At 72.7% G+C, this 24009-nt stretch carries 20 protein-coding genes and 1 pseudogene; 7 read left to right on the plus strand and 14 right to left on the minus strand.

Translation table 11 applies throughout. The annotated features are described in order from the left end of the window. Positions 1-234: 234 nt before the first annotated feature. From HEP81_RS08440 to HEP81_RS42315, 4 genes and pseudogenes are all read left to right on the plus strand, one after another. Positions 235-1230: an asparagine synthetase A gene (locus HEP81_RS08440; RefSeq protein ID WP_051850431.1), complete on the plus strand. Its 996-nt coding sequence runs from the start codon at positions 235-237 to the stop codon at positions 1228-1230. Beyond that, complete coding sequence (locus tag HEP81_RS08445) at positions 1227-2480, plus strand: glutamate synthase-related protein (protein WP_037659794.1); 1254 nt, start codon at positions 1227-1229, stop codon at positions 2478-2480. The genes HEP81_RS08440 and HEP81_RS08445 overlap by 4 nt, the downstream gene beginning before the upstream one ends. Positions 2481-2566: 86 nt before the next feature. Further along, positions 2567-2689 (plus strand): annotated as a pseudogene (locus tag HEP81_RS42310) (LysR family transcriptional regulator); the annotation flags it as partial. Between the two features lie 358 nt (positions 2690-3047). After that, positions 3048-3410 carry a type 2 periplasmic-binding domain-containing protein gene (locus tag HEP81_RS42315; RefSeq protein ID WP_051850432.1) on the plus strand — a complete coding sequence of 121 codons (363 nt, stop codon included), beginning with the start codon at positions 3048-3050 and terminating at the stop codon, positions 3408-3410. Between the two features lie 79 nt (positions 3411-3489). On the opposite strand, the gene HEP81_RS08455 is transcribed toward HEP81_RS42315, so the two are convergent. Further along, positions 3490-4419: a ketopantoate reductase family protein gene (locus HEP81_RS08455; RefSeq protein WP_037659797.1), complete on the minus strand. Its 930-nt coding sequence runs from the start codon at positions 4417-4419 to the stop codon at positions 3490-3492. Positions 4420-4807: 388 nt separating this feature from the next. On the opposite strand from HEP81_RS08455, the gene HEP81_RS08460 reads away from it, so the two are divergent. Next, entirely contained in the window at positions 4808-5491 is a 684-nt protein-coding gene (locus HEP81_RS08460; RefSeq protein WP_375139861.1) for a transglycosylase SLT domain-containing protein, read from the plus strand. A gap of 111 nt (positions 5492-5602) precedes the next feature. On the opposite strand, the gene HEP81_RS41415 is transcribed toward HEP81_RS08460, so the two are convergent. From HEP81_RS41415 to HEP81_RS08500, 8 genes are all read right to left on the minus strand, one after another. Next, complete coding sequence (locus tag HEP81_RS41415; RefSeq protein ID WP_243279336.1) at positions 5603-7729, minus strand: SWIM zinc finger family protein; 2127 nt, start codon at positions 7727-7729, stop codon at positions 5603-5605. A gap of 791 nt (positions 7730-8520) precedes the next feature. Then, positions 8521-11373, minus strand: a complete 2853-nt coding sequence (locus HEP81_RS08470; RefSeq protein WP_037659802.1) for a DEAD/DEAH box helicase — start codon at positions 11371-11373, stop codon at positions 8521-8523. Positions 11374-11458: 85 nt separating this feature from the next. Further along, a complete protein-coding gene (locus HEP81_RS08475) occupies positions 11459-12046 on the minus strand; it encodes a hypothetical protein (RefSeq protein ID WP_037659803.1) in 588 nt (195 codons plus the stop codon). Next, complete coding sequence (locus HEP81_RS08480; protein ID WP_037659806.1) at positions 12043-13188, minus strand: ROK family glucokinase; 1146 nt, start codon at positions 13186-13188, stop codon at positions 12043-12045. Before HEP81_RS08480 ends, HEP81_RS08475 begins: the two co-directional genes overlap by 4 nt. 107 nt (positions 13189-13295) lie before the next feature. Then, the gene (locus HEP81_RS08485; RefSeq protein WP_243279338.1) at positions 13296-14117 is read right to left on the minus strand and encodes an ATP-binding cassette domain-containing protein; all 822 of its coding nucleotides are present in this window, start codon (positions 14115-14117) and stop codon (positions 13296-13298) included. Beyond that, positions 14114-15190 (minus strand): ABC transporter permease, encoded by a 1077-nt coding sequence (locus HEP81_RS08490; protein WP_051850433.1) that lies wholly within the window; start codon positions 15188-15190, stop codon positions 14114-14116. The genes HEP81_RS08485 and HEP81_RS08490 overlap by 4 nt, the downstream gene beginning before the upstream one ends. After that, on the minus strand, positions 15187-16191 hold the full coding sequence (locus HEP81_RS08495; RefSeq protein ID WP_037659808.1) for a sugar ABC transporter substrate-binding protein: 1005 nt from the start codon (positions 16189-16191) through the stop codon (positions 15187-15189). Before HEP81_RS08495 ends, HEP81_RS08490 begins: the two co-directional genes overlap by 4 nt. A gap of 234 nt (positions 16192-16425) precedes the next feature. Beyond that, a complete protein-coding gene (locus tag HEP81_RS08500) occupies positions 16426-17175 on the minus strand; it encodes a GntR family transcriptional regulator (protein WP_037659813.1) in 750 nt (249 codons plus the stop codon). Positions 17176-17293: 118 nt separating this feature from the next. Between HEP81_RS08500 and HEP81_RS08505 the strand changes: the two genes are divergently transcribed. After that, positions 17294-18316, plus strand: coding sequence for a Gfo/Idh/MocA family protein (locus HEP81_RS08505; protein ID WP_037659815.1), 1023 nt, complete (start codon positions 17294-17296; stop codon positions 18314-18316). Positions 18317-18350: 34 nt separating this feature from the next. Here HEP81_RS08505 and HEP81_RS08510 read toward each other — a convergent pair whose 3' ends face one another. From HEP81_RS08510 to HEP81_RS08520, 3 genes are all read right to left on the minus strand, one after another. Next, the gene (locus HEP81_RS08510; RefSeq protein WP_037659817.1) at positions 18351-19550 is read right to left on the minus strand and encodes a cytochrome P450 family protein; all 1200 of its coding nucleotides are present in this window, start codon (positions 19548-19550) and stop codon (positions 18351-18353) included. A gap of 227 nt (positions 19551-19777) precedes the next feature. After that, the gene (locus HEP81_RS08515; protein ID WP_037659819.1) at positions 19778-20200 is read right to left on the minus strand and encodes a ribonuclease domain-containing protein; all 423 of its coding nucleotides are present in this window, start codon (positions 20198-20200) and stop codon (positions 19778-19780) included. 190 nt (positions 20201-20390) lie between these two features. After that, positions 20391-20969: a TetR/AcrR family transcriptional regulator gene (locus HEP81_RS08520; protein ID WP_037659822.1), complete on the minus strand. Its 579-nt coding sequence runs from the start codon at positions 20967-20969 to the stop codon at positions 20391-20393. A 50-nt stretch (positions 20970-21019) separates the two neighbouring features. Between HEP81_RS08520 and HEP81_RS08525 the strand changes: the two genes are divergently transcribed. Continuing rightward, on the plus strand, positions 21020-21517 hold the full coding sequence (locus HEP81_RS08525) for a GNAT family N-acetyltransferase (RefSeq protein ID WP_037659825.1): 498 nt from the start codon (positions 21020-21022) through the stop codon (positions 21515-21517). A gap of 39 nt (positions 21518-21556) precedes the next feature. Here the strand turns inward: HEP81_RS08525 and HEP81_RS08530 are convergent, their stop codons facing one another. Together HEP81_RS08530 and HEP81_RS08535 are read right to left on the minus strand one after the other, a co-directional pair. Continuing rightward, positions 21557-22369, minus strand: a complete 813-nt coding sequence (locus HEP81_RS08530; protein ID WP_078967553.1) for an AIM24 family protein — start codon at positions 22367-22369, stop codon at positions 21557-21559. 60 nt (positions 22370-22429) lie between these two features. Next, entirely contained in the window at positions 22430-23752 is a 1323-nt protein-coding gene (locus tag HEP81_RS08535; protein WP_051850434.1) for a globin domain-containing protein, read from the minus strand. Positions 23753-24009: the final 257 nt, after the last annotated feature.

Consider the following 24009-nt stretch of genomic DNA (forward strand, 5'->3'; position numbering starts at 1 on the left):
GCGCTGCTCTCAGTAGAGAGTAAACCGCCGACTTTGACTTCGCGGACGAGAGACAACCGTGTCGGGCTGTGCTTCATCTCACACGCAAAGGTTGCAGCCGGCCGGCGTTCGCTTACGAAATAGGTCGGAGCAAAGGCAAATGATTTCTCAACGTCGGCCCAGCCTGAGGTGAGCGGAATGATTCGCCCCGGATCGGCCGGCCGACGCGACCGACGGACATGAAAGGTTACGAGGTTGTCCCAGGAGACGGGTAGGGTCCAACTGCCCACCCCACGCGCCCACCTGACGTCGGACCGGACCCGCGCCACGCTGGCCGTGCAGAGCAAGTTCCTCACCGGTGCCCGGGAGTTCCTGGTCGGCGAGGGCTTCCAGGAGCTGCTGCCGCCCACGATCGGACCGGTCACCGACCCCGGCGCCCGCGGTGCCAAGCAGGTCGACATCGACTACTACGGGCACCGCTACAAGCTGATGACCAGCGGGATCCTGTACAAGCAGGCCTCTTTGCTGAGCTTCGACAAGATCTTCCACGTGGCCCCGAACGTGCGGCTCGAACCGCTGGAGACCGCGGTCACCCACCGCCATCTGGTGGAGTTCCACCAGCTCGACGTGGAAATCGGCGAGGGCTCCCGCGAGGACGCCCTGGACATCGCCGAACGGCTGACGAAGTACGTGGTGGAGTACGTCCTCGTACACGCCCAGACCGAACTCGCGGTGCTGGGCCGCGACTTGGAGGCCTTCAAGCAGATACTCGCCGGCCCCTACGGCCGCCGCAGCCACGCGGATGTCGTGGCGGACCTCCAGGGACGCGGGCACGCCCAGGAGGCCGGCGCGGAGGTCGACTGGGAGGGCGAGGAGATCATCTCCCGGGCCGCCGCCCACCCCTTCTTCATCACCGACTACCCCAAGGGCTCCCGCGGCTTCTACGACAAGGAGAGCACGACGGAGCCGGGGGTGCTGCGCAACTTCGACCTCATCTTCCCGGGCGGTTTCGGCGAGATGATGAGCGGAAGCGAACGCGAATCCGACTATCGCAATCTCGTCATGCGCATCCGGGAAACCGGAGAGAACCCCGCCAAGTATGACTGGTACTTGACGCTCGCCCGCGAGGGACTCCCCTCCAGCGCCGGCTTCGGGCTCGGCGTGGAGCGCTTCACCCGGTTCCTGTGCGGCCTCGACGCGGCCTGGCAGGCGTCGGGCTACCCGAAGCTCCCGGGGGACCCGCGGCCATGACCGATCTGCACGCCCCGGGTTTCCCCCGGCAGCAGGTGGCGGAGCGCGCCCGGCACGGCACCGCGATGGCGTTCCCGGACGCCGACGGCTACGGGACGACCATGTTCGGGCAGCAGCCCACGGAGCCGGACGCGCCCCTGGACGCGATCGACCGGACCCGGCTGGTGCCCCCGGTCTTCGTGCCCCGGCGCCTTGAGCGGCTGATCGACCTGGGCCGTGAGCCGGTGGTGGGGGACGCCGAACTCGCCACCACCATCGGGGGGTTCAACTCTCCGCTGCCGGTCTATGTCTCCGCGTTCGGCTCGACCCGGGTCGCCAGCGGTGACCTCGGCCAGGCCGTAGCACGTCAAGCGGGCCGGCTGGGCATCCCTATGATCATTGGCGAGAACATCGTCCCTGTCGCCGGTTACGGCCGGATGGCGCAGACGGCTCCCAGCTCGCTGCTGCAAAGGATCACCGAGTACGCGGCGGCCGTGCCCGAGGGACAGGGCGGTGTCGTCGTCCAGCAGAGCACCGAGGACGCCGACGCGGAGGTCTGGAATCTCGTCTACAGCGATCCCGCGGTGCAGCCGCTGCTCGAATCGGGGCGCCTGGCCTTCGAGTTGAAGGTGGGCCAGGGCGCCAAGCCCGGCCTGGGCGGCATGACACTCGTACCGCGGGAGAAGGCCACGGCGCTCTCCGCGCAGTACGACCTCATGGACGTCTTCGGCGCCGACAGCGACGCGGTGCTGCGGTGCAGCAGTCCGGGCACCTTCACCGACGAGATCCTGCGGCACCAGATCCGGCTCATGCGGAACAACTATCCGCGCGCCCGGGTGTGGGTGAAGCTGCCGCCGGCCCGCGATGTGGGCGAGGCGGCGGCCGTCGCCTGGGCGGCCGGGGCGGACGCGGTCGGCGTGGACGGCGCCGAGGGCGGCACCGGCTGGGCACCGCGGGCGTTCCTCGGCCATGTCGGGCTGCCGCTCGCGGAGTGCCTCGACCGGGTCGACCCCCAGGACCACTGTCTGCTCGTCACCGGGCGGATCTGGGAGGGGGCGCGCGCCACCAAGTGCCTCGCGCTCGGCGCCCGCGCCGTGGGTCTGGGCCGGGCCGCGCTCGCGGCGGTGGACGAGGACCCGCACAGCGGTCTGGTGAACCTGGTCGAATGCCTGGCACTGGAGATGCGGATGCTGCTCAGTTCGCTCGGCAAGTACGAGATATCCGAGCTGAGCCGGGAGGACCTCTGGTCCGAGGAGCGGCACAAGCGCTGACCGGGGGCGCGGTGCGTGCGGGCGCCGTCCGCGACGGGGGATCGTCTCCCCGGCCGGGCGGCTCCGCACGACGAGGAACGGTCGTTATGACCCTGGAAGACCTGAAGGTGTTCGCGGCCGTGTGCGAGGCGCACAACCTCAGCACGGTGGCCCGCGAGATGAACCGCACCCAGTCCGCCGTGAGCCAGCACATCCGACGGCTGGAGAAGGAGACCGGACTGCCGCTGGTCGAGCGCCGGCCGCGCGGTGTGGTGCCGACCGGGGCGGGACTGATCCTGCACCGCGCCGTGCAGGAGGGGCTCACCGCGCTCAACGACGCGATGCGGCTGCCGGACGAACTGCGCACGGGCCGGCACGGCAGTGTGGCGATCGCCACGGGCAGCACCACGATCCGCCATTTCATGGGCGCCTCGGTCAAGGAGTTCCGGCACGCCTTTCCCGATGTACGCCTGGAGTTCCACACCGAGCGCTCCAGCGAGCGCTGCCTGGACGCGCTGCGCAAGGGCCTCGTGGAGCTGGCCTGGGTCACCATCACACCGGACGTGCACGCCTCTGGAGCAGCGTCCGGTGATCGACCTGGACTGGGTGCCGGCCGTGCCCCGGGACGATCCCCTCGCCGCCGAGCCCGCCCTGCCCCTCGCGGATCTCTCCCGCACCCAGCTGATCCGGCCACCGGCCGGCACCAGTTCCGGACGGCAGGTGGACGAGCGGCTGGGCCTGGGCCACGCGCTGGTGCCCGCCGTCCCCGCGGTCACCTCGCGCCCGGACCCGCTCTGTCTGATCCCGGTGCGCGGGCTGGTGCCACTGAAGGTCGGCTGGGCGGCCCGCCAGTGGTCGGCGCTGTCCCTCTCCGCGCACGCCTTCGCCGACACGGTGATCGCCCACCTCGACGCGCGGGGCGGCACGGCCGAGGAGCGGGAAGCGTCCTGAGCAGTGCCGACCCGCGCGCAGCCGGTCAGGCGGAGGAGCGGGGAAGCGTGCCGAGCCGCGCCGCGCCGCGGGTCGGTGGTCAGGCGGAGGGAGCCCCCGCCGTGCCGTCGGCCAGTTCCGCGACCAGGCGGGTGGCGAGCGGCACCTCGATGCCGTGCCGCCCGGCCGCCCGCAGTACGGCGCCACCGATCGCGTCCAGCTCCAGCGCCCGGCCGGCCTCCGCGTCCCGCAGCATGGAGGACTTGCTCTGCGCCGGGAAGGCGTCGTAGCGCGCGAGGACCTGGGCGGCGTCGCCCGGTCCCCCGCAGGCCCGGCTCACCGCGGTGGTCTCCTCGACCAGCGCCGCCAGCTCCTTGGCGTGCTCGTCCCGGATGCCGCCGATCGACAGCCCGTAACGGGTGGTGAGCAGGGCGAAGGGCGCGAGGAAGGCCAGCTTGGCCCAGAGGGCGGCGTTCTCGTCGGCGACCGTGCGGGTCTTCACCCCGGCGGCACTCAGCACGGCGGCCAGCGGCGCGAGCCGGGCCTCGTCCGCGCCGGCCACGTCGATCTCGGTGAAGGGGCTGCCGTGCTCGACGACGCCCGCGGCGGTGCGGGTGGACTCGACCCGGATGACGGCCGGTACGACCTGCTCGGCGCCGTAGCGTCCGCGCAGCGCGGCGACGTGCTCGACGCCGTTGAGCAGCGGCAGCACAAAGCCCCGGGCGTACTGGGGCGGCACCCGGTCGAGCGCCGTGTCGAGCGCGGTGTGCTTGACGGTGACCAGGCACAGGTCCACGGGCTCGCGCAGCTCGGTGTCCGCCTCCACCGGGGCCGTGAAATCACCGTGCTGTCCGCTGGACACCCGGATGCCGTCCCGGGTGAGCGTCCGCGCGGTGTCCTCCCCCGCCAGGCAGATCACCCGGTGTCCGGCACGGGAGAGCAGGGCTGCGAGGAGGCCGCCGACGCCCCCGGGGCCCAGCACGGCGATGGTCCAGGGCGTTGCGGGCGCGGTGTCCGGTGCGGTGTCCATAAGAAGGGGTGCCCTCTCCTTGGGCCGCGACAGCGACCGGGGATCGTCAGGATGTCCGGCAAGATCATCAGTTTGCGCCGGGGGCTCCGTCAACCCCAGGGATCGCTCGGGACGCCGTAGCGAACCTTTGGCGTGCTCCACGGACCGTCATTCCGCCCTCACGCCGCGTCCGGGAACGAGACCCCGCGACCCCTCTCGCGGTCGACGCCCGCTCCCCCGAAACAGGGACGATCCAGGCCGTTTTGGGGCCTCATCCTGTGACGCCACCCATAGGAGCCAGATCACGTCCTAGGGCGGACCGTAGCAACGGGGCGCCCTGAGCTGCGCAGATATCTCTATATCGGGGCATAACGGGCATTGCTCCGAAGTAGGGTAGTACGTCACATCCTTGCCAAGCACTTCGACCCCGGCTAACCATTGCTGTCGTTGCCGGGAAGCAACGGGCCGGACCGAGCGGATCTCCGTCGGAACCAACCGCCCGGTCCCACCCGCAGCGCGGGGCACACCGCCCCACCGCCACCGCGAGACTCGCGGCAGGCACGACCTTGTCCCCCAGAGGAAGAGTTCACGCATGACCATGGCCACCACTCGCACCCGCATCGCCCGCCTCGCCGTCACCGGTCTCGCCGCCACCGGAGCCGCTGCCGCGGCCCTGACCCTGGTGCCGACCAACGCGCAGGCCGCCGAGATGCCGCAGGTGCACGCCTCTGTGGTCAAGGCATCCCACACCACCGCCACCAAGGCGGGCTCCGGCAACAACCTGGACGGCTGGATCAAGCAGTCGCTGGCCATCATGAAGGCCAAGGGCATCCCCGGTAGCTACGACGGTCTGAAGCGCAACATCATGCGCGAGTCCGGCGGTAACCCCAACGCGCAGAACAACTGGGACGTCAACGCCAAGAACGGCGTTCCGTCCAAGGGTCTGCTCCAGGTGATCTCCCCCACCTTCAGCGCGTACCACGTCTCCGGTACCGCGAAGAACATCACCGACCCGGTGGCGAACATCACCGCCGCGGCCAACTACGCCGCCCACCGCTACGGTTCGATCGACAACGTCAACTCGGCGTACTGATCGCACCTGTTGACGCGGTCCCCGCATCGAAGGCCGGTGCCGGCAGCTCCCACGCTGCCGGCACCGGCCTTTTCAATGTCCCGGCGGGAACGGGGCGTTCAGCCGGCTCGCTCAGGTGCCGTCCGGAGCGCCGAGTCCGGTGAGCGCGCCGACCGGGTCCAGGTCGGGGGTGCCCCGGGGCCACCAGTCCTCTTCGCCGGGCTCGGACTCGTAGACGTACCAGAGTCCGTCGCGGCCCAGGCGGAGCTGGACCTGGCCGAGCGGGTGGGTGAGGCGGTTGCGCCAGGGCCGGAACGCGGGCAGGTCGGCGGCGAGCAGCAGCGGCCGGGCCCGGTCGAAGCGGCCGGCCGGCGGGTCCCACGGCTCCTCCAGGACGGCCAGCCCCTCCACCCCGCCCTGCCGCCAGGCGGCGACGGCCCGCGCGAGGTCGCCCGGGGTGCGGTCGGTGGCCCCGGCGAGCGTCGCGTAGAGCGCGCGGGTCGTCACGGTCAGTCCGGAGCCGGGGCGGGCCGCGGCGAGCCGTACCGCGTCCTGCCACAGGGACAGCTCGCCGACCGGGTCGCGTCCGGTGCCGAGCAGCGCGTGCGCGCGGGCGGCGGCGTCGGTCGCCAGCTGGTCCAGCGCGAACGGGTCCGGGCTGCCGGGCGCGGCGGGATACGCCGGGGGCTGCTCGGGGTGCGCGGGGACCGGCGCGGGCGGGGGCAGCGGGGGGCGTGTGCGCGGGGCGAGGGCCTCGGTGGCGCGTATGCCGGGCAGGGACGAGGGCTCCCGGTCCCGTCCGTCGCGGGCCGCGCGGGCGGCGCTGCGCCGGGAGAGCGCGTCGAGCAGCTCCCGCTCGCCGCGGCCGCGCAGGAGCAGCAGCACGAAGGGGTCGGCGTCGAGCAGCCGCGCCGTCTGGTAGCAGAGGGCGGCCGCGTGCTTGCAGGGGTGGCCCGAGTCGGGGCAGCTGCACCGCGGGGCGAGGTCGCCGGGGCCGGGCAGCAGCGGGACCCCGCAGTCGGCGAGGGAGTGCGGCAGTTCCTTGTCGAGCAGCGCGGCGATATGGCCGGGCCGGTCGACGGCGGTGTCCAGGAACCGCTCCCACTCGGCGTCCGCCAGCGGCCGTACCCGCACCTGGACGCGGTACGGGCGGGGGCGGCTCCCCCGCACATAGGCGAGGACCGATCCGGGGGTCACGGTGATCGCGTCCACATGCCCCTGGTCCGCGTACCCCCGGCCGCGCGCCACCCGCTTGGCGTCCAGCGCGCCCCGCTCCAGCGCCTGAACCCATGCGTTTCCCCACCAGGTCCCGGCGAACGCCCCGTCCTCGGCGCGCTCCCCGCGGGGCGCGAACGCCGGGAAGGTACGCCGGTGTTCACCGTCCCGGTGCGGGGTGGCCATGGTGGGCGGCGCGTGCGGCACGGCGGACTCGGGCTGGTGCTCGTGCTCGGGGAGGGTGGGCGCGGGATCGTCCGCCGGCTCGGCGTCGGCCTCCGGCGGCATCCGGAAGGCGGTCTTGAGGAACTGCCGCATCTCCCCGGCCACCTTGAGCCGCGCGGCCCGGGAGGGATCGTGCTCGCCGGACCGCCCGGAGGAGGCCATGCCCTGGGCACGAGCCTCGGCCCCCGCGGAACGCCCGGGCCTACGCCGCCCACCACGATCGGCCTCCGCCGCCGCTTCCGCCTCACGCCGGGCGGCCCGCAGGGCTTCTCGGGCGATGTCGCCGGGGCGGGGGGTGGAGACGGGTTCGGGGGCGGGACGCGGACCGGAGTCGGAGCTGGGGCCCGGGTCGGGGCGGGACTCTGAGATACGGCCGGGACGGGGGTCGGGGCGGGGCTCGGGTTCGGGGTCGGGGTGGGACTCGCGGTCGGGGTGCGGGTCACCGCCGAGGTGAGGGTCGTCACGCCCAGGCTGAGTGCCACAGCCGGGGTCAGCCTCACGGGCGAGGGTGAGGTCACGACCGGGAGCGGTGTCGTCGCCGAGGCTGGTGCTGGGGTCGGGGCCGGTGTCGTGGCCAAGGCCGGTGCCGCGGTCCACGCCGATACCGCGGCCGAAGCCCGTGCCACGACCAGGGCCGATACCGCCATCGACGCCGGTGTCGTGGCCAAACCCGGTACCCCGCTCGACGCCGCTGCCGCTACCGCTACTGAGACCGGTGCCCCGGTCCACGCCGATACGGCCATCGAGGCCGGTGTCATGGCCAAGCCCGGTGCCCCGCTCGACGCCGCTGCCGCCGCTGAGACCGGGGCCCCGGTCCACGATGCCGCGATCAGGGCCCGTGCCACGACCAAGGCCGATACCGCCATCGACGCCGGTGTCGTGGCCAAACCCGGTACCCCGCTCGACGCCGCTGCCGCTGCCGCTACTGAGACCGGTGCCCCGGTCCACGCCGATACCGCCATTGAGGCCGGTGCCGTGGCCAAACCCGGTGCCCCGCTCGCCGCCTGTGCCCCGGGCCCGGTCGGACTGGCGGTCAGGGCCGGAATCACGGCGGGGACTGAGGTCACGGCCCGGGTGGGGCTCACGGCCGGGACGGGGATCACCCGCCTCCGGCCCGCGGCGCTCTTCCTGGTGCCCCGCGCGATTGCCGCCGGCGGCAGCCGCCCGCAGTGCTGCCCTCGCGGCATCTCCTGGTCTGGGAGTGGGCTCGGCGGTGCGGCCTTCGGGGCTCGCGGTGTCGCCGAGGCCCTCGACACGATCGGGGCCCTCAGAGTCAGCAGGCCGCTCGGCATCGAGCCCCGGCTCATCCGACAGATCCGCATGCGCGCCGGGCTCGACAACCGCGCCGGACTCCACCGGCGCGTCTCCGGTCGACCCCTCTACGGCGGGGCCGTCTCCCGTCGGCCCGCCCTGACCCCGTACAACCGAATCCGCCCCCGGACATGCCCCCTCTCCGTCGCACCCCGCATCCGTCCCCTGGCGCCCGTCGGTCCCGGCGGCCGGACCCGTCGATGCCGCCCGCTCCGCCCCCGGCAGGGCCTGGGAGCGGCGTCGGGCCGCCCGCAGGGCCTCGCGGGCCAGGTCGGCCGGGCGGGTGGGGTCGGTGGGGGTCATGGGGTGCTCCGCAGGGAGACGAGGTCGGAGAGTTCGCGGTCGGTCAGCTCGGTGAGGGCGGCCTCGCCTGAGCCGAGGATGGCGTCGGCCAGGGCCCGCTTCGCGGCGAGCATCTCGGCGATCCGGTCCTCGACGGTGCCCTCGGTGACCAGGCGGTGGACCTGCACGGGCTGGGTCTGGCCGATGCGGTAGGCGCGGTCGGTGGCCTGCTCCTCGACGGCCGGGTTCCACCAGCGGTCGAAGTGCACGACATGCCCGGCACGGGTGAGGTTCAGGCCGGTGCCCGCGGCCTTCAGGGAGAGGACGAGCACCGGTGTGCCGCCGTCCTGGAACCGGTCGACCATCCGCTCCCGCTCCGGCACCGGGGTGCCGCCGTGCAGCAGCTCCACGGGGATCGCGCGGGCGGACAGATGGGCGGTGATGAGGCGCGCCATGCCGACGTACTGAGTGAAGACGAGCACCGAGCCGTCCTCGGCGAGGACCGTGTCCAACAGCTCGTCCAGCAGGGCGAGTTTGCCCGAGCGGTGGACCAGCCGGTCGGTCGCCCCGGCCTCCTTCAGATAGAGCGCGGGGTGGTCGCAGATCTGCTTCAGCGCACCGAGCAGCTTCAGCACGAGGCCCCTGCGGGCGATGCCCTCGGCGGTCTCGATGGCCAGCATCGACTCACGCACCACCGCCTCGTACAGCGCGGCCTGTTCGCGGGTGAGCGGCACCGGATGGTCGGTCTCGGTCTTCGGCGGGAGCTCCGGGACGATCCCGGGGTCGGACTTCTTGCGCCGCAGCAGGAAGGGCCGGACGAGGCGGCCGAGCCGGTCCACGGCCTCCTGGTCCTCGCCGTTCTCCACCGCGCGGGCGTGCCGGGCGCGGAAGGACTTCAGCGGGCCGAGGAGTCCCGGGGTGGTCCAGTCGAGCAGGGCCCACAGCTCGGAGAGGTTGTTCTCCACCGGGGTGCCGGTGAGCGCCACCCGTGCGGGGGCCTCGATGGTGCGCAGCGCCTTGGCGGTGGCCGAGTAGGGGTTCTTCACATGCTGGGCCTCGTCCGCGACGACCATCCCCCAGGTGTGCTCGGCGAGTCGGGCCGCGGCGGAGCGCATCGTGCCGTATGTGGTCAGGACGAAGCCGCCGTCGAGTCCGGCCAGGGTGCGTTCGGTGCCGTGGAAGCGGCGGACGGGGACGCCGGGGGCGAACTTCTCGATCTCCCGCTGCCAGTTGCCCAGCAGGGAGGCGGGGCAGACGACGAGGGTGGGTTCGCTGCGCGCCCGCTTCAGGTGCAGGGCGATGAGGGTGACGGTCTTGCCGAGACCCATGTCGTCGGCCAGGCAGCCGCCGAGGCCCAGGGAGGTCATCAGGTCCAGCCAGGCGAGGCCGCGCAGCTGGTAGTCGCGCAGGGTGGCGGCGAGTCCCGGGGGCGGCTCGGCGGGTAGCAGGCCGGCGGTGAGGCGGTCGCGGAGGGTGGCGAGGGCGCCGACGGGCACGGCCCGGACGGTCTCGCCGTCGACCTCGGCGGTGCCGGTGAGCGCCACGGACAGCGCGTCGAGGGGGTCGAGCAGGCCCAGTTCCCGTTTGCGGGCCTTGCGGACGAGGGCGGGGTCGACGAGCACCCAGCGGTCCCGCAGCCGTACGACGGGACGGTGGGCCTCGGCGAGGGCGTCCATCTCGGCCTCGTCCAGCGGGTCCCCGCCGAGCGCGAGCTGCCAGCGGAAGCGCAGCAGGTCCTCGCTCTCGAAGAAGCCGGTGCCGTCGGTCGCGGAGCCGGGTGCGGGCCGCACCTCGGCGGTGGCGGTGAGGTCGCGGGCGAGGTCCCGTGGCCAGTGCACGGCGACCCCGGCGGCGGCGAGCCGGCTCGCCGCGACGCCGAGCAGGTCGCCCACTTCCTCCTCGGACAGGGCGAGGACATCGGGCACGTCCTGTTCGGCGAGCCGGTCCAGGGGCGGCCACACCCGCCCGGCGCGGCGCACGGCGAGGGCCGCGTCCACCCGGGCGCGGGGGCCGAAGGCGGTGTCGGCCTCGCCCGCCCACAGGGCGGCCGCGTCCGCCACGAGGGTGGGGTCGGCGAGGCTGTGGACCTGCACGATCGCGGCCCCGGCGGCCCGGGCGCCCGCGCTCGCGCCGGTGTCGAAGGCGTCGTAGGCGGACAGGTCCAGGCGCAGCGAGACGCGTACGCCCGCGTCCATGCCCGCGGCGACCTCGGCCGCCCACGCGTGCGCCCCGGGCAGGGACTGGGGCTCGCGCGCGGCGAAGGGGCGGCCGCAGGCGTGGGCGGCGGCGGGGGTGCGGGGCAGGGTGTCGGCGATCGCGTCCAGGAAGGAGCGGATCAGTGCCTCCGGCTCGGGCAGCCGCAGCGGCCCGGGGTCCGGCAGCGGCACGGCGTGTCCCTCCGGAGGCAGGGCGGCGGCGATCGCCCGCAGATGGGCGATGTCGTCGGGCTCCAGCGGACCGGCCCGCCAGGCGTCCTGGCCGCTCGGGGTGAGGCCGGGCAGCAGCCGCCCGCGGGCGACGAGCCGCAGCGCGTGCAGCGCGGCGGCGCCCCAGCACGCGGTGGCCGGATGCGCGGCGGGGTCCCGGCGGGCGCGGACCAGCAGGGGCAGGGCATCGGCGAGCGGCAGGCCCAGCGCGGGCACCTGGCGGCGGCGCACTCCGGCGCCGTGCCGTCGTACGACGGTCAGCTCCTCGGGGTCGCCGGACGCGGTGGGCAGGGGCTCGCCCGCGGGGTCCCAGAAGGCGATACGGCCCTCGCGCGGCAGCGGCGCGGGCAGGTAGACCGCGGCCAGCCGCACGGGCACCGGGGCCGCGCCGGACTCCGTCCGGGAACCCGCCGTCCGCTCGGCCGCCGTCACCACACCGCTCATACGTTCCGCCACCTCCCGCCCGCACATCGGATCAGACGTCTCCGACTCTACGGGCGGGGTCTGACAACCGGCCCCGGAGCAGGGTCTACGGCACTGTCCGCGACACCACGTACACCATCGGGAAGTCCGGGTCGGACATGTTCACGACCACGTCCTGGGTGGGTGCCGGGTTCTTCTGGGTGTGGGTGAGGCCGTACCAGGAGCCGGAGCCGCCGAAGGTCCAGCCACTGACCTTGCGGTCGCGGGCGCTGACGGCGATGTCGCCCTTCTCCAGCTCGTCGCGGCGCTCGCCCATGGACTGGAGGAAGGTGTCCAGGCCGGCCGGGTTGGTGCGGAACTGCACGTACAGGCGGCTGGTCTTCCAGTTGTTGGTCTCGTACGACGCGATGCGGTCGGCGGGGCGCGGGACGTTCACCTGGTAGAGGCGGCGCTGCACCTTCGACGGCCAGCCGGCGGTGAGGCCGGTCGCGGAGTACTTGTCCTCCTTGTCCTTGCCGCTGTTGCGGCTCTGGTTCGCCGAGATCACCAGATAACCGGCCGGCACACCGATGAGCAGCACGATGATCAGCAGGGTGAGCGCACGGCGCCTGGCCTTGTGGCGGGGGTCCTCGGGAGGCCGCCGCGCCGGTTGCGGCGGGGCGGCCTGGCGGGGCAGGGATGTGGAGGCGGTCATGCGGTGTCCCGTTCGCGGCGGCCCTGGGCGTATCGCTCGTAGCGTTCGTACCGCTCGACCCGGCGGCGCTTGGCGCGCCGGAACCGGCGGGCGACCAGGCGGGCCAGGTCGGCCGCCCCCACCATACCGGCCTCGGGGCCGAGCTGGGCGCGGGTGATACGGGCCTCGGGGCGGTAGCCGCGGCCGGTGAGATGGCGCTTGAAGGCGTCCCTGGCGGGGCCGATGAGCAGATCGTCGGCGGCCGAGACGCCGCCGCCGATGACGAAGCAGGAGGGGTCGAGGGCGGCGGCCAGGTTGGCGATGCCGACGCCGAGCCACTGGCCGATGTCCTGGAGCAGCTCCACGCACATCGCGTCGCCCTCGCGGGCCAGCTCGGTGATCATCGGCCCGGTGATGTCGCCGATGTTGCCCCTGACGTGCTCGATGATCCCGTAGGCGACCGGCGAGTCGGCCTGGGCCAGCTCGCGCGCCTCGCGGACCAGGGCGTTCCCGGAGCTGTACTGCTCCCAGCAGCCGCGGTTGCCGCACGGGCAGCGGTGGCCGCCGGGCACGACCTGCATATGGCCGAACTCGCCCGCGACACCGAACTTGCCCCGCTTGACCTGGCCGTCCTCCAGGATCGCGCCGCCGATACCGGTACCCAGTGTGATCATCACCAGGTGGTCCTCGCCGCGCCCGGCGCCGAAGCGCCACTCGGCCCAGGCGGCCGTGTTGGCGTCGTTGTCCACCAGCACCGGCACGGAGAGGCGGCCGCTGAGCCGGTCGCGCAGCGGTTCGTTGCGCCACGACAGGTGGGGGGCGAACAGGACGCGGTTGCGGTCCGCGTCGACCCAGCCGGCGGCGCCGATGCCGACCGCGTGCACGTCATGCCGGTCGGAGAGGTCCAGGACCAGCTCGACGATGGTGTCCTCGACGACCTTGGGGCTCTTCGACTTGTCCGGGGTCTCCGTGCGGAGCTTCTCCAGGATGTTGCCGTCGGCGTCCACGACGCCCGCCATCACCTTGGTGCCACCGATGTCGATGCCGACGGTGGGGACACGGGGGGCCGTCAGGTGGGACCGGCGCTCCCGGGTGCCGACCGTCCGCAGGACGGGGGCGCGGCGGGAGCCGATGGGGGCCGTGAGGTCGCGATAGGTGCTCATCGTTGGTCGATTGTGCCTCAACGACGGTAAGGGTGCCGTACAGGGCGAGGGCGAGGGGCGGGCGATCCCGGTGGTGTCCCGGTTGACCGCGGCGCCCCTCGGAACCCTCAGTCGCGCTGGAGTTCGTGACGCAGGACGTCCAGGTCGGAGCCGCCGGCCATCTGCGCGGTCAGCTCGTCCAGGGTGATCTCGTCCCGTGTGTGATTGCCCACCATGGTGCCGCGGCGCAGCAGCACGAACCGGTCGCCCACCAGGTACGCGTGGTGCGGGTTGTGGGTGATCAGGACGACGCCCAGGCCCTCGTCGCGGGCGGCGGCGACGTACTTGAGGACCACACCGGACTGCTTGACGCCGAGGGCCGCGGTCGGCTCGTCCAGGACGAGGACCTTGGCGCCGAAGTGGACGGCGCGGGCGATGGCCACGCACTGGCGTTCGCCGCCGGACAGGGTGCCGATGGGCTGGTCGACATCGCGCAGGTCGATGCCCATGCGCAGCAGCGCCTCGCGGGTGGTGCGGCGCATGAGGGCGGTGTCGAGGCGCTTGAAGGGGCCGGTGCCCTTACGGGGCTCGGAGCCGAGGAAGAAGTTGCGCCAGACCGGCATCAGGGGCACCACGGCCAGGTCCTGGTAGACCGTGGCGATGCCCCGGTCCAGGGCCTCGCGCGGGGAGGCGAGGCGGGTCTCCTCGCCCTCGATGCTCAGGGTGCCGCCGTCGTGCTGGTGCAGTCCGGCGATCATCTTGATCAGGGTGGACTTGCCCGCGCCGTTGTCGCCGAGGACGCAGGTGATTTCCCCCGCGTGCACCTGGAGGGACACGCCGTCCAGGGCGCGCACATTGCCGTAGTGCTTGCCGACGCAGGACAGCTCGACCAGGGCGGGCGCGGCCGTCGTCGCCGTCGGGGTGGTCTCGTCCGTCATGCCGTCCGTCATGTCGTCGCCTCCGCGCGCTTGCGGACCCAGGCGTTGAGCAGGGTCGCGAGGAGCAGCATCGCTCCGAGGAAGAACTTGAACCAGTCGGGGTTCCACTCGGCGAAGACGATGCCCTTGCTGGTCATGCCGAAGATCAGGGCGCCCACCGCGGAGCCGACCGCGCTGCCGTAGCCGCCGGTGATCAGGCAGCCGCCGATGACGGCCGCGATGATGTAGATCAGCTCATTGCCGACGCCCTCGCCGGACTGGACGGCGTCGAAGGAGAAGAGCAGGTGCTGGCCGGAGATCCAGGCGCCGAAGGCAACGCCCATGTAGAGGCCGATCTTCGTCTTGGCCACCGGCACGCCGACCGCGCGGGCCGCGTCCTCGTTGCCGCCGACCGCGAAGATCCAGTTGCCGACGCGGGTGCGCAGCAGGATCCAGGAGCCGAGGGCGACCAGGGCGAGCCACCACAGGATGGTGATCTTGAAGTCGACGCCGCCGACGGTGACCGTGGAGGCGAAGACGGCGCGGGCGCTGGAGAAGCCCTGCATGTCGGCGATGGTCTTGGTGGAGACCGTGCCGTCGATCAGCTTGGTGAAGCCGAGGTTCATGCCGCACAGCATCAGGAAGGTGCCCAGCGTGATGATGAAGCTGGGCAGCTTGGTGCGCGTGAGCATGAAGCCGTTGAAGGCGCCGATGGCGAGGCTGACCAGCAGGGACACGCCGACGCCGACCCAGGTGTTCGCCGTCATCTGGTAGCTGAACATGGAGGAGATCAGCGCCGAGGACGTCACGAGGACACCGGCCGACAGATCGAACTCGCCGCCGATCATCAGCAGCGCGACCGGTACGGCCATGATCCCGATGGTCGAGGAGGCGTACAGGACGGTGCTGAGGCTGGAGGCGCGCAGGAAGCCGTCGGCGATCAGGGCGAAGAAGACGAAGACGGCGAGGGCGCCGACGACCGAGCCCAGCTCGGGGCGGGCGAGGAGCTTCTTCAGCGGGGAGGTCCGCAGGATCCGCTCGTCGGCCACCGGCGCCTCGGCCTTCTGTTCGACCGTGTTCGGCCCGGCGCTCTGTCCGGCGGTCATCGGGTGCCCCGCTCGGTGTACGCGGCCAGCGTGGCCGCCTGGTCCTTGGTGATGATCTGCGGTCCGGTCAGCACCGGCTTGCCGCCGCCGAGGACGTCGCCGTTGTACTTGTAGGCCCACAGCAGGTCGACCGCCTCGTACCCCTGGAGGTACGGCTGCTGGTCCACCGCGAAGCCCAGGGTGCCGTTCTGGAGCGAGGCCGCGACCTGCGCGTTGAGGTCGAAGGTGTCCACCTCGGCCTTGCTGCCCGCGTCGCTCCTCGCCTTCACGGCGGTGTCGGCGTAGGGCGCACCGAGGGTGACGACGCTGTCCAGGGACTTGTCGGCCTGGAGCTTGGCCTCGATGGCGGACTGCACGTCGGGCATGTTCGTGCCGTTGACGTAGAGCTTCTGGAGTTTGCCCTTGAAGGTCTTGGCGACGCCGTCGCAGCGCTGCTCATGGCCCACGTTGCCCTGCTCGTGCAGCACGCACAGGGCCTTCTTCCTGCCGCGCTTGTTCAGCTCGTCGCCGACCGCCTCACCGGCGATGGTCTCGTCCTGGCCGATGTGGGTGAGCGCGCCGAACGCCTTGGACTCCTCCGAGCCGGAGTTGACCGTGATCACCGGGATGCCGGCCTTCTCGGCGCGCTGGACGGCGGCCTTCATGGCGTCCGGCTTCGCCAGGGTGACGATGATGCCGTCGACCTTCTTGTCGACCGCCGCGTCCACCAGCTGGGCCTGCTGCTGGGCGTCGTCGTCGTGCGAGTACAGGAAGTTGATGTTGTCCTTGACGGCGGCCTGCTTGGCGCCGCTCTGCACGATGTCCCAGAAGGTGTCGCCGTCTCCCGAGTGCGTGATCATCGCGAAGGTCCAGCGGGGGGTGTTCACCGCCGCCCTGCCCTGGGCGACGGCGGCCTTGCGGGCGTCCTCGGCCCGCTTCCCGCCGGTGCTGCTGCAACCCGCGAGGCACACCGAGAGTGCCCCTGCGACCGCCATGACTGCCCAGGTCCGAAACCGTGCCACGAGGCCGTGCCCTTCTCGCTGTCTCCAGCTGACTCTCAGCTGTCCTTGCTCCGACGTGCGGATGGGGCGGCGAACTCACCGTCGGTGTGTCCCGGCGGCGACCTCACCAGCCCCAAACACTTCAGTATCGGTCACCGGGGTGGGCGGGCGGACGGCCGGGGAGGAGATTCCGGTCACCTTGTCCGGACAATGCGACGAACGCCGACCGGACGATATGACGAACGACCGGCGCGATCAGGGCCGTACGAGCAGCTGGAACTCGAAGGCGTAGCGGCTCGGGCGGTAGGTGTGGTCGCCGTACTCGACCGTGCGCCCTGTGTCGTCGTAGGTGGTGCGGCACATGGTGAGCAGCGGGGCGCCGTCGGCCTCGCCGAGCCGCTCGGCCTCCATGGCGGTGGCGCCGCGGGCGCCGATCGACTGGCGGGCGCTGTGCAGGGTGATCCCGGCGGTGCGCAGCAGCCGGTACAGGCCGGTCGCCTCCAGCTGGGCGGTGTCCAGGTCGAGCAGTCCGGGGGGCAGATGGTTGATCAGGTAGGCGATGGGCTCGCCGTGCGCGAGCCGGAGCCGTTCGACGCGGTGGACGTCGGCGCCCTCGGTGACGCCGAGCGCGGCCGCGAGCTCGGCGGTGGCCGGGACGACCGTGTTGACCAGGACCTTCGTCGTGGGGCGCTGGCCTGCCGCCGCCAGGTCGTCGTAGAGGCTGCTCAGCTCCAGCGGGCGCTTGACCCTGCTGTGCACGACCTGGGTGCCGACGCCCCGGCGGCGCACCAGCAGCCCCTTGTCGACCAGGGACTGGATGGCCTGGCGGACGGTGGGGCGGGACAGGCCGAGCCGCGCGGCCAGTTCGATCTCGTTGCCCAGCAGGCTCCCGGGGGTCAGGCTTCCGTGCTCGATCGCGGCCTCCAGCTGCTGGGACAGCTGGAAGTACAGCGGCACCGGTGAACCCCGGTCCACGCGGAGTTCGAGCGCGACGGTCGGGTCCACATCTGGTTTCGGCACGGGCCCGAGCGTAGCCGGGTGCGCAGTTGACGGGAAGTCGTGAAGTCCGGTTGTCCTAACATATGAATTGACAGGGGCCGGGGCGCGCCGTCACTTTGTTTCCATGCGCATCGGGGTCATCGGTACGGGCCGCATCGGCACCCTTCACGCGAACACGCTCAGCCGTCATCGCGAGGTCGGCTCGCTGATCCTGACGGACGCCGACCCGGCGCGTGCGCAGCGGCTCGCGCAGCGGCTGGGCGAGACGGCGGCGCCGGGGGTGGACGAGATCTTCCGCTGGGGTGTGGACGCGGTGGTGATCACCACGGCGACCGCGGCCCACGCCGAGCTGATCGGCCGGGCGGCACGCTCGGGCCTGCCGGTCTTCTGCGAGAAGCCGATCGCCCTGGACCTGCCGGGCACGCTCCAGGCGCTCGCCGAGGTGGCGGCGGCCGGCACGGTGCTCCAGATGGGCTTCCAGCGCCGCTTCGACGCGGGGTACGCCGGGGCGCGCGAGGCGGTGCGCGCCGGGCGGCTCGGCCGGCTGCACACCGTACGGGCCCTGACCTGCGACCAGTCCCCTCCTCCGGCCGAGTGGCTGCGGCCGTCCGGCGGGCTGTTCCGGGACACGCTCATCCATGACTTCGACATCCTGCGCTGGGTGACGGGCCGGGAGGTCACTGACGTCTACGCGGCCGGTTCGGACACGGGCCCCGCGATGTTCCGCGAGGCCGGTGACGCCTGTACGGGCGCGGCGCTGCTCACCCTGGACGACGGCACCCTGGCCACCACGACCGCGACCCGCACCAACGGCGCGGGCTACGACGTCCGGATGGAGCTGGCCGGGGAGCGGGACACGGTGGTGGTCGGACTGGACGACCGCACCCCGCTCGCCTCCACCGAACCGACCGGCCCACCACCCGCGGACAAGCCCTGGACCGGCTTCCTGGAACGCTTCGCGCCCGCGTACGAGGCCGAGCTGTGCGCCTTCGTGGAGGTGCTGCACGGCACCCGCGCCAACCCCTGCGACGGACCGGAGGCCCTCCAGGCGCTGCGGATCGCCGAGGCGTGCGAGATCTCGCGGCGGGAGCGGCGGGCGGTGGCGATGACGGAGATCGCGACGGCGCCGGAGTCCGGGGACGGCTGAGCCCCGGCGGCTCTACCGGCGCGCTCCGGCGGCTCTACCAGCGCACCGGCAGGCTCCGCAGCCCGCGCATCAGCATGCCCGGCAGCCATTCGTCGTGCGGGCCGTCCAGGGCGAGACCGGGGACGCGGTCCAGCAGGGTGGAGAGGGCGATACGGCCCTCCAGGCGGGCCAGGGGCGCACCCAGGCAGTAGTGGAGGCCGTGGCCGAAGGCGAGGTGGCCGCGGGTGTCACGGCGGATGTCGAAGCGGTCGGGGGCGGGGAAGCGGGCGCCGTCGCGCTGGGCGGCGGTGAGGCCGATCATCACGTGTTCGCCCTGCTCGACGCGGACGCCACCGATGTCCAGCGGCTCGGCCGCGTACCGGAACGTGGCGTTCTCCACCGGGCCCTCCCAGCGCAGCGTCTCCTCGACCACACCGTCGATCAGGCTCATGTCGGCGCGCAGGGCGGCGAGTTGGTCGGGGTGGGTGAGCAGGGCGAGGACGCCGTTGCCGATGAGATTGACCGTGGTCTCATGGCCCGCGATGAGCAACAGGAAGGCCATGCCGCGCAGTTCCTCGGGCGAGAGCCGGTCGCCGTCCTCGGCGGTGGTGCGGACCAGGTCGCCGAGAAGGTCGCCGGTGACCCCGGAGCGGCGCTTGTCCTCGATCAGTTCGGTGAGGTAATCGCCGAGCCGGGCCATCGCCTCGCGCTCGGACCCCGGGTCGGTCGGTGCGACCACCTGGGTGGAGATCTTGCGGAACCCGGTGCGGTCCATCTCGGGGACGCCGAGCAGTTCGCAGATGACGGTGAGGGGCAGCGGGTAGGCGAGGGCGGCGATGAGGTCGGCGTGGGAGCTGCTGCCCGCCGACAGCATCTCGTCCAGCAGTTCGTCCGTGATCCGCTGGATACGCGGCCGCAGTTGCTCGATCCGGCGCATGGTGAAGGCCCGGGTGACGAGGGCGCGCAGCCGGGTGTGCTGGGGCGGGTCGGTGGCCAGCAGATCCCTGCCGATCAGCTCCTGGTCGAGGAAGGTCACGCCGATCTTCGTGCCGTCCTTGGCGAGCCGGGGGTCGGCGAGGGCGGCGCGCGCCTCCTCGTACCCGACGACGAGCCAGGTCTCGTAGTCCTCGTCCGCATGGGGTATCCGGACCCGGTGCACCGGGCCGCACTCGCGCAGCATGGCGTACACCGGATGCGGGTCGCGCCGCAGCGCGTCCCCGAACTCCCCCAGGTCCACTGTCTTTCGCCGGTCCATGACTCCCCTTCCGGACTCCCCCGAGGCCGACCGGGCGCGTCCCGGTGCCCGGAGAACGCGCGGGGCGCGAGCCGGGTGCCCGGGACCGCGGAAATTCCCTGCGGGGAACGGGAGATGGCCGAAAAGGACGTGCCGGGCGCCGGGTACGACTCGCCCCGCGGCCGTCGGGTGGGGGTGGGGGCCGCGGGGCGAGGCTCGGTGTGGATCACATGCGGATCAGCCGTGGTTCAGCAGTCGAAGTCGATCAGGTCGAACGTCTCGTAGTGGTCGGAGGTGTAGTAGTCCTCCTGGCTGCGCTCACCGGTGACGATGCGGCGGGTGCCGCGGGTGGGGGCGCCGGGGGTCACCACGGTGTACTCGTGGTAGTAGCCGGAGGACTGGCTGGGCAGGACGCCCTCGCGGTTGGAGAAGACCGTGCCGTCCTGCGAGTAGGGGTAGGGGCCGCCCTTGGCGATGAGGGCGAGGGTGTCGTCGGCCTGCGGCGGCAGGGTGCTGTGGCAGATGCTGCCGACGGAGGCCGCGGAGACGGCGGGCGCGGCGGGGACGACGGACGCGTTCGCCGTGGTGGCGGAGACGGTCCCGCCGGCGAGGAGTGCGGACAGGACTGCGGCTGCGGCGCCGATACGAGCGGCGCGTGGGGGGATACGCATGACGCCATGATGACGCGCGTAGACAAGGACATGTCAACGACAACGCCGTGGAATTTCCCCTCAAGTAACCGTGTTTTTCAACCAGTTCACCTTCCTCCTCGGGACACCCACAGGACGGGCACAGGGCGGTCACCGAAGGCTCGGGGCGAGCCCGGCGCGCGCCTGGCGCGAGCCCGGTTGTGCGCCGGGGTCACTCCGCCTGCGCCAGCAGGGCATGCACCGCCGCGCTCGTCCGTTCCAGGTCGCCGGTGGCGAGGAGGTCCAGCAGGGCGCCCCTGAGGGTGGCGAGCACGAGGGTGCGCCGGGCCAGGCCCGCTTCGGTGTCGCGCACCTCGGGGCGCTGGCCGGCGGCGAGCAGGGCGAGCCAGTCCTCGACCGTGTCGCTCGCGAATCCGGCCCAGGGACCGTCGGGCTCCACGAGGGAGCGGGCATAGCTCTCGACCCAGAGCGTCAGCAGCCCGCGGTGGGCGTCCTCGGACAGCCACCGCCACAGCTCGCGGGCGATCGACCCCAGCCCCGCCGCCGGATCGCGCGCGGCCGCGAGCCGGCGCATGGCGGCCAGCTCATCGGCCCTGGCCCGCGCCAGCAGGGCCCGGACCAGGCCGTCCTTGCTGCCGAACAGATACAGCAGCACCCGCGGGGAGGACTTGATCTCCGCCGCGAGCGGGCGCAGGGACAGATCGGCCAGGCCGCTGCGCAGCGCATGGGCGTACGCCGCTTCCAGCAGTTCCTGCCGTCGCGGAGAAGGGGTTGCTTCGGATCGGGCCACCCGGGTTAGTGTACTGAAACAGTCGTTTCAGTGAGAGGTGGGTGGTCCTGATGGCGGCGGAACACGAGGTGGTCGTCCGTCCGCTCGGCCGGCCCGGGGACCTGGGCTGGGTGGTGATGGCGCACGGCGAGCTCTATGAGCGGGAGTTCGGCTGGGACGCGGACTTCGAGGCGCTGGTCGCCCGGATCGTCGCCGACCACACCCGCGCGACGGGGGCGGGACCGCGGGCGGCCTGGATCGCCGAGGTCGACGGGGTACGGGCCGGCTGTGTCTTCTGCGCGCCCGGCGACGAGGAGGGCACCGCGAAGCTGCGCCTGCTGCTGGTGGACCCCGCGGCGCGCGGGCTCGGGCTCGGCACCCGACTGGTCGAGGAATGCCTGCGCCACGCGCGCGAGGCGGGGTGCGCGGCGATCACGCTGTGGACGAACGACGTACTGAAGACGGCGCGCCGCATCTACGAGGCGCACGGCTTCGAACTGGTCGCGGCGCAGGCCCATCACAGCTTCGGCCACGACCTCGTCGGCCAGACATGGCGACGCGCCCTGTGACGTCCCTCCGCGCGAGCTCCGCGCGAGGGAGCCCGGGGCTCACCCCGCGTGCGTGGAGAACAGGCCGCCCGTCGGACCCTGCTTGTCGCCGCCCTGGGCCTTCTTCAGGGCGTTGGCCAGGCTCTCGATGGTCAGGGACTGGAGGATGACCCGGCCGTTGCCCTCCAGGGTGGCCAGGGAGAGGCCCTCGCCGCCGAAGACGGCGTTCATGATGCCCTGGCGATTGAGGCCGCCGACGCGCTGGACGCCGTACTGGATACCCTCCTCGAAGGCGACCACGCAGCCGGTGTCCACCTCGATACGGCCGCCGAAGTCGGCCGGGTTCAGGTCGATGAAGTTGCCCGCGCCCGCGATGATCACGGTGCCGTGACCGGTGAACTTCTCCAGGACGAAGCCCTCGCCGCCGCTCATGCCCGTACGGCCGCCCGCGAAGGCGATGCCGAACTCCACCGAGGACTCGGCGGCCACGAAGGCGTCCTTCTCGGCGAACCAGGCGCGCCGCCCGTCGAGTTCCAGCGCGCGCATCTCGCCGGGGAGCACGCCCGCGAAGCCGACCGTGCCCTGGCCGCCCTGCGCGGTGAAGTACTGGAAGGCCAGGGACTCACCGGCGAGCATCCGCTGGCCCACCTGCATGGCGGTGCCCATGGCCTGGCGCAGCATGCCGCCCATGCCACCGCTGCCGCCGCCCTGCTGCCCGCCGCTCCCGGAGGGGCCGGACAGCCGGGTCTCCATGGTCACGTTCGTGGTCTTGAACAGGAACTTCCCGGCCTCGCAGTACACGGTCTGGCCGGGGTTCAGGTTGACGACCGCCATCTGCATGGCGTTGCCGACGATCTCTTGCTGAAGGGTCACGCCCGGAAGAACGCGTCAGGAGGGGGCAAGAGTTCCGGCGCCGCACACGCGTGGCGCGGCTCACCCCCCGGTGATCGCCACCGGCGCCCCGGCCCTGGACGGTCGCGCGGCCGGGGGCAGGGTGCCGTCGACCGGGTCGTGGTGGATGCGGTCCGGCGGCAGGGACAGCGCGGTCAGGCCGTACACCGTGGCGGTGACCATCATGGGCGGGCCGCTGACGTAGGCGGTGTGGCCGGACCAGTCGCCGCGCCGGGCCACCGCGTCGGCCACCGAGCCGCTCTCGGCTGCGCCGGACTCCTCGCCGATCACCGGGACGACGCGCAGCCAGGAGCAGTTCTTCTCCAGGCGGGCGAGGGCGGTGGTGTCGTACAGCTCCTCCAGGGTGCGCGCGCCCACGAACAGGTGGGTGCCGCGGTGCAGGGGGCGCCGGGACAGCTCTTCGAGCAGGGCGCGGGCGGTGGCCCAGCCGGTGCCGCCGGCCACGATCAGTACGTCCCGCGCGGGGTCGCCGTCCAGGACCATGGAGCCCTGGGCGGGGCCGAGACGGAGCTGGTCACCGGCGCGGGTACCGGTGACCAGCGCCTCGCTGACACCGCCGGGGGCGGTACGGCGGACATGGAACTCCAGTTCGCCGTCGGGGCGGGGCGCGCAGGCGATCGAGTACGGCCGCCAGGTCAGCGGCAGCAGCGGGGTCTGGATCCGGGTGTACTGCCCGGCCTGGTAGGGAAACGGTTCCGCGGGGCGCACCCGGAACACCGCGAGGTCGGGTCCGCGCAGCTCGTGGGCGGTCACCGTGGCGTTCCAGTACGGCGGTTCGGCGAGCGCCCCGGCCGCGCCGTCCACCATGGCCCCGACCGCGAAGCGCACCATGCGCAGCCACGCCTGCTCCATCTCCTCGTTCCAGCGCGCGCCCGCGCTGCGCCGCAGGGCCTCGGCGAGCGCCTGCTCGAACACCTCGAAGTGCACGGGCCGGACGCCGAGTTTGCGGTGGTCGCGGCCGAGCCGGGCGCAGAAGTCGGCCACCTCCTGCGGCTGGTCGAGGTGTTCGATCAGATACCAGAAGGCCCGTTCCAGGTGGACCCGTTGGAAGTCCATGGAGTCGGGGAAGAGCGAGCGCAGATAGGGGTGGCGTTCGAACATCGCGTCGTAGAGGTGCCCGATGAGCTTGCCGAAGGGGGTGACCAGCGGCAGTTGGCGGGTGATGACCTGCTGGTCCGCGGCGCCGTCGTACGGCTGCCCGTGGGCCCTTCGCGCGGCGCTCACCCAGGGGCCCGGGTCCGGGCGGGCGGACGGGGACAGGAGCTGCTGGCGCAGGCGCATCGCGTCCCGCCGGGCGAGGAGTGCGTGGTACTCGTCGTGGCCGTCGCTGCTGGTGGTGTTCACGGACTGGCTCTCTCCCTGCGGTTCCTCGCGCGCCGCCCGCCCGTGCCCGGCCCCGTACCCGGCGGTCGTCGGCGCGCTCTGTCGGCGCCGTCTTCGCGTGGACCGCGCGGTGCGCCGGGTCACGGGCACCGAGCAACTCCCCTGCGCCGTGCGCGGGTTCACCGCCGGAAGCAGACGAATGGCGGTGGATCCGTGTCCCACGGCACCGGAGGTCCGGCTCGGAAGACGAGCCAGTATTGCACCGCGGGCCCGATGCC

Origin of the sequence: Streptomyces griseofuscus, assembly GCF_014673495.1 — a bacterium.
Lineage (GTDB): Bacteria > Actinomycetota > Actinomycetes > Streptomycetales > Streptomycetaceae > Streptomyces > Streptomyces murinus.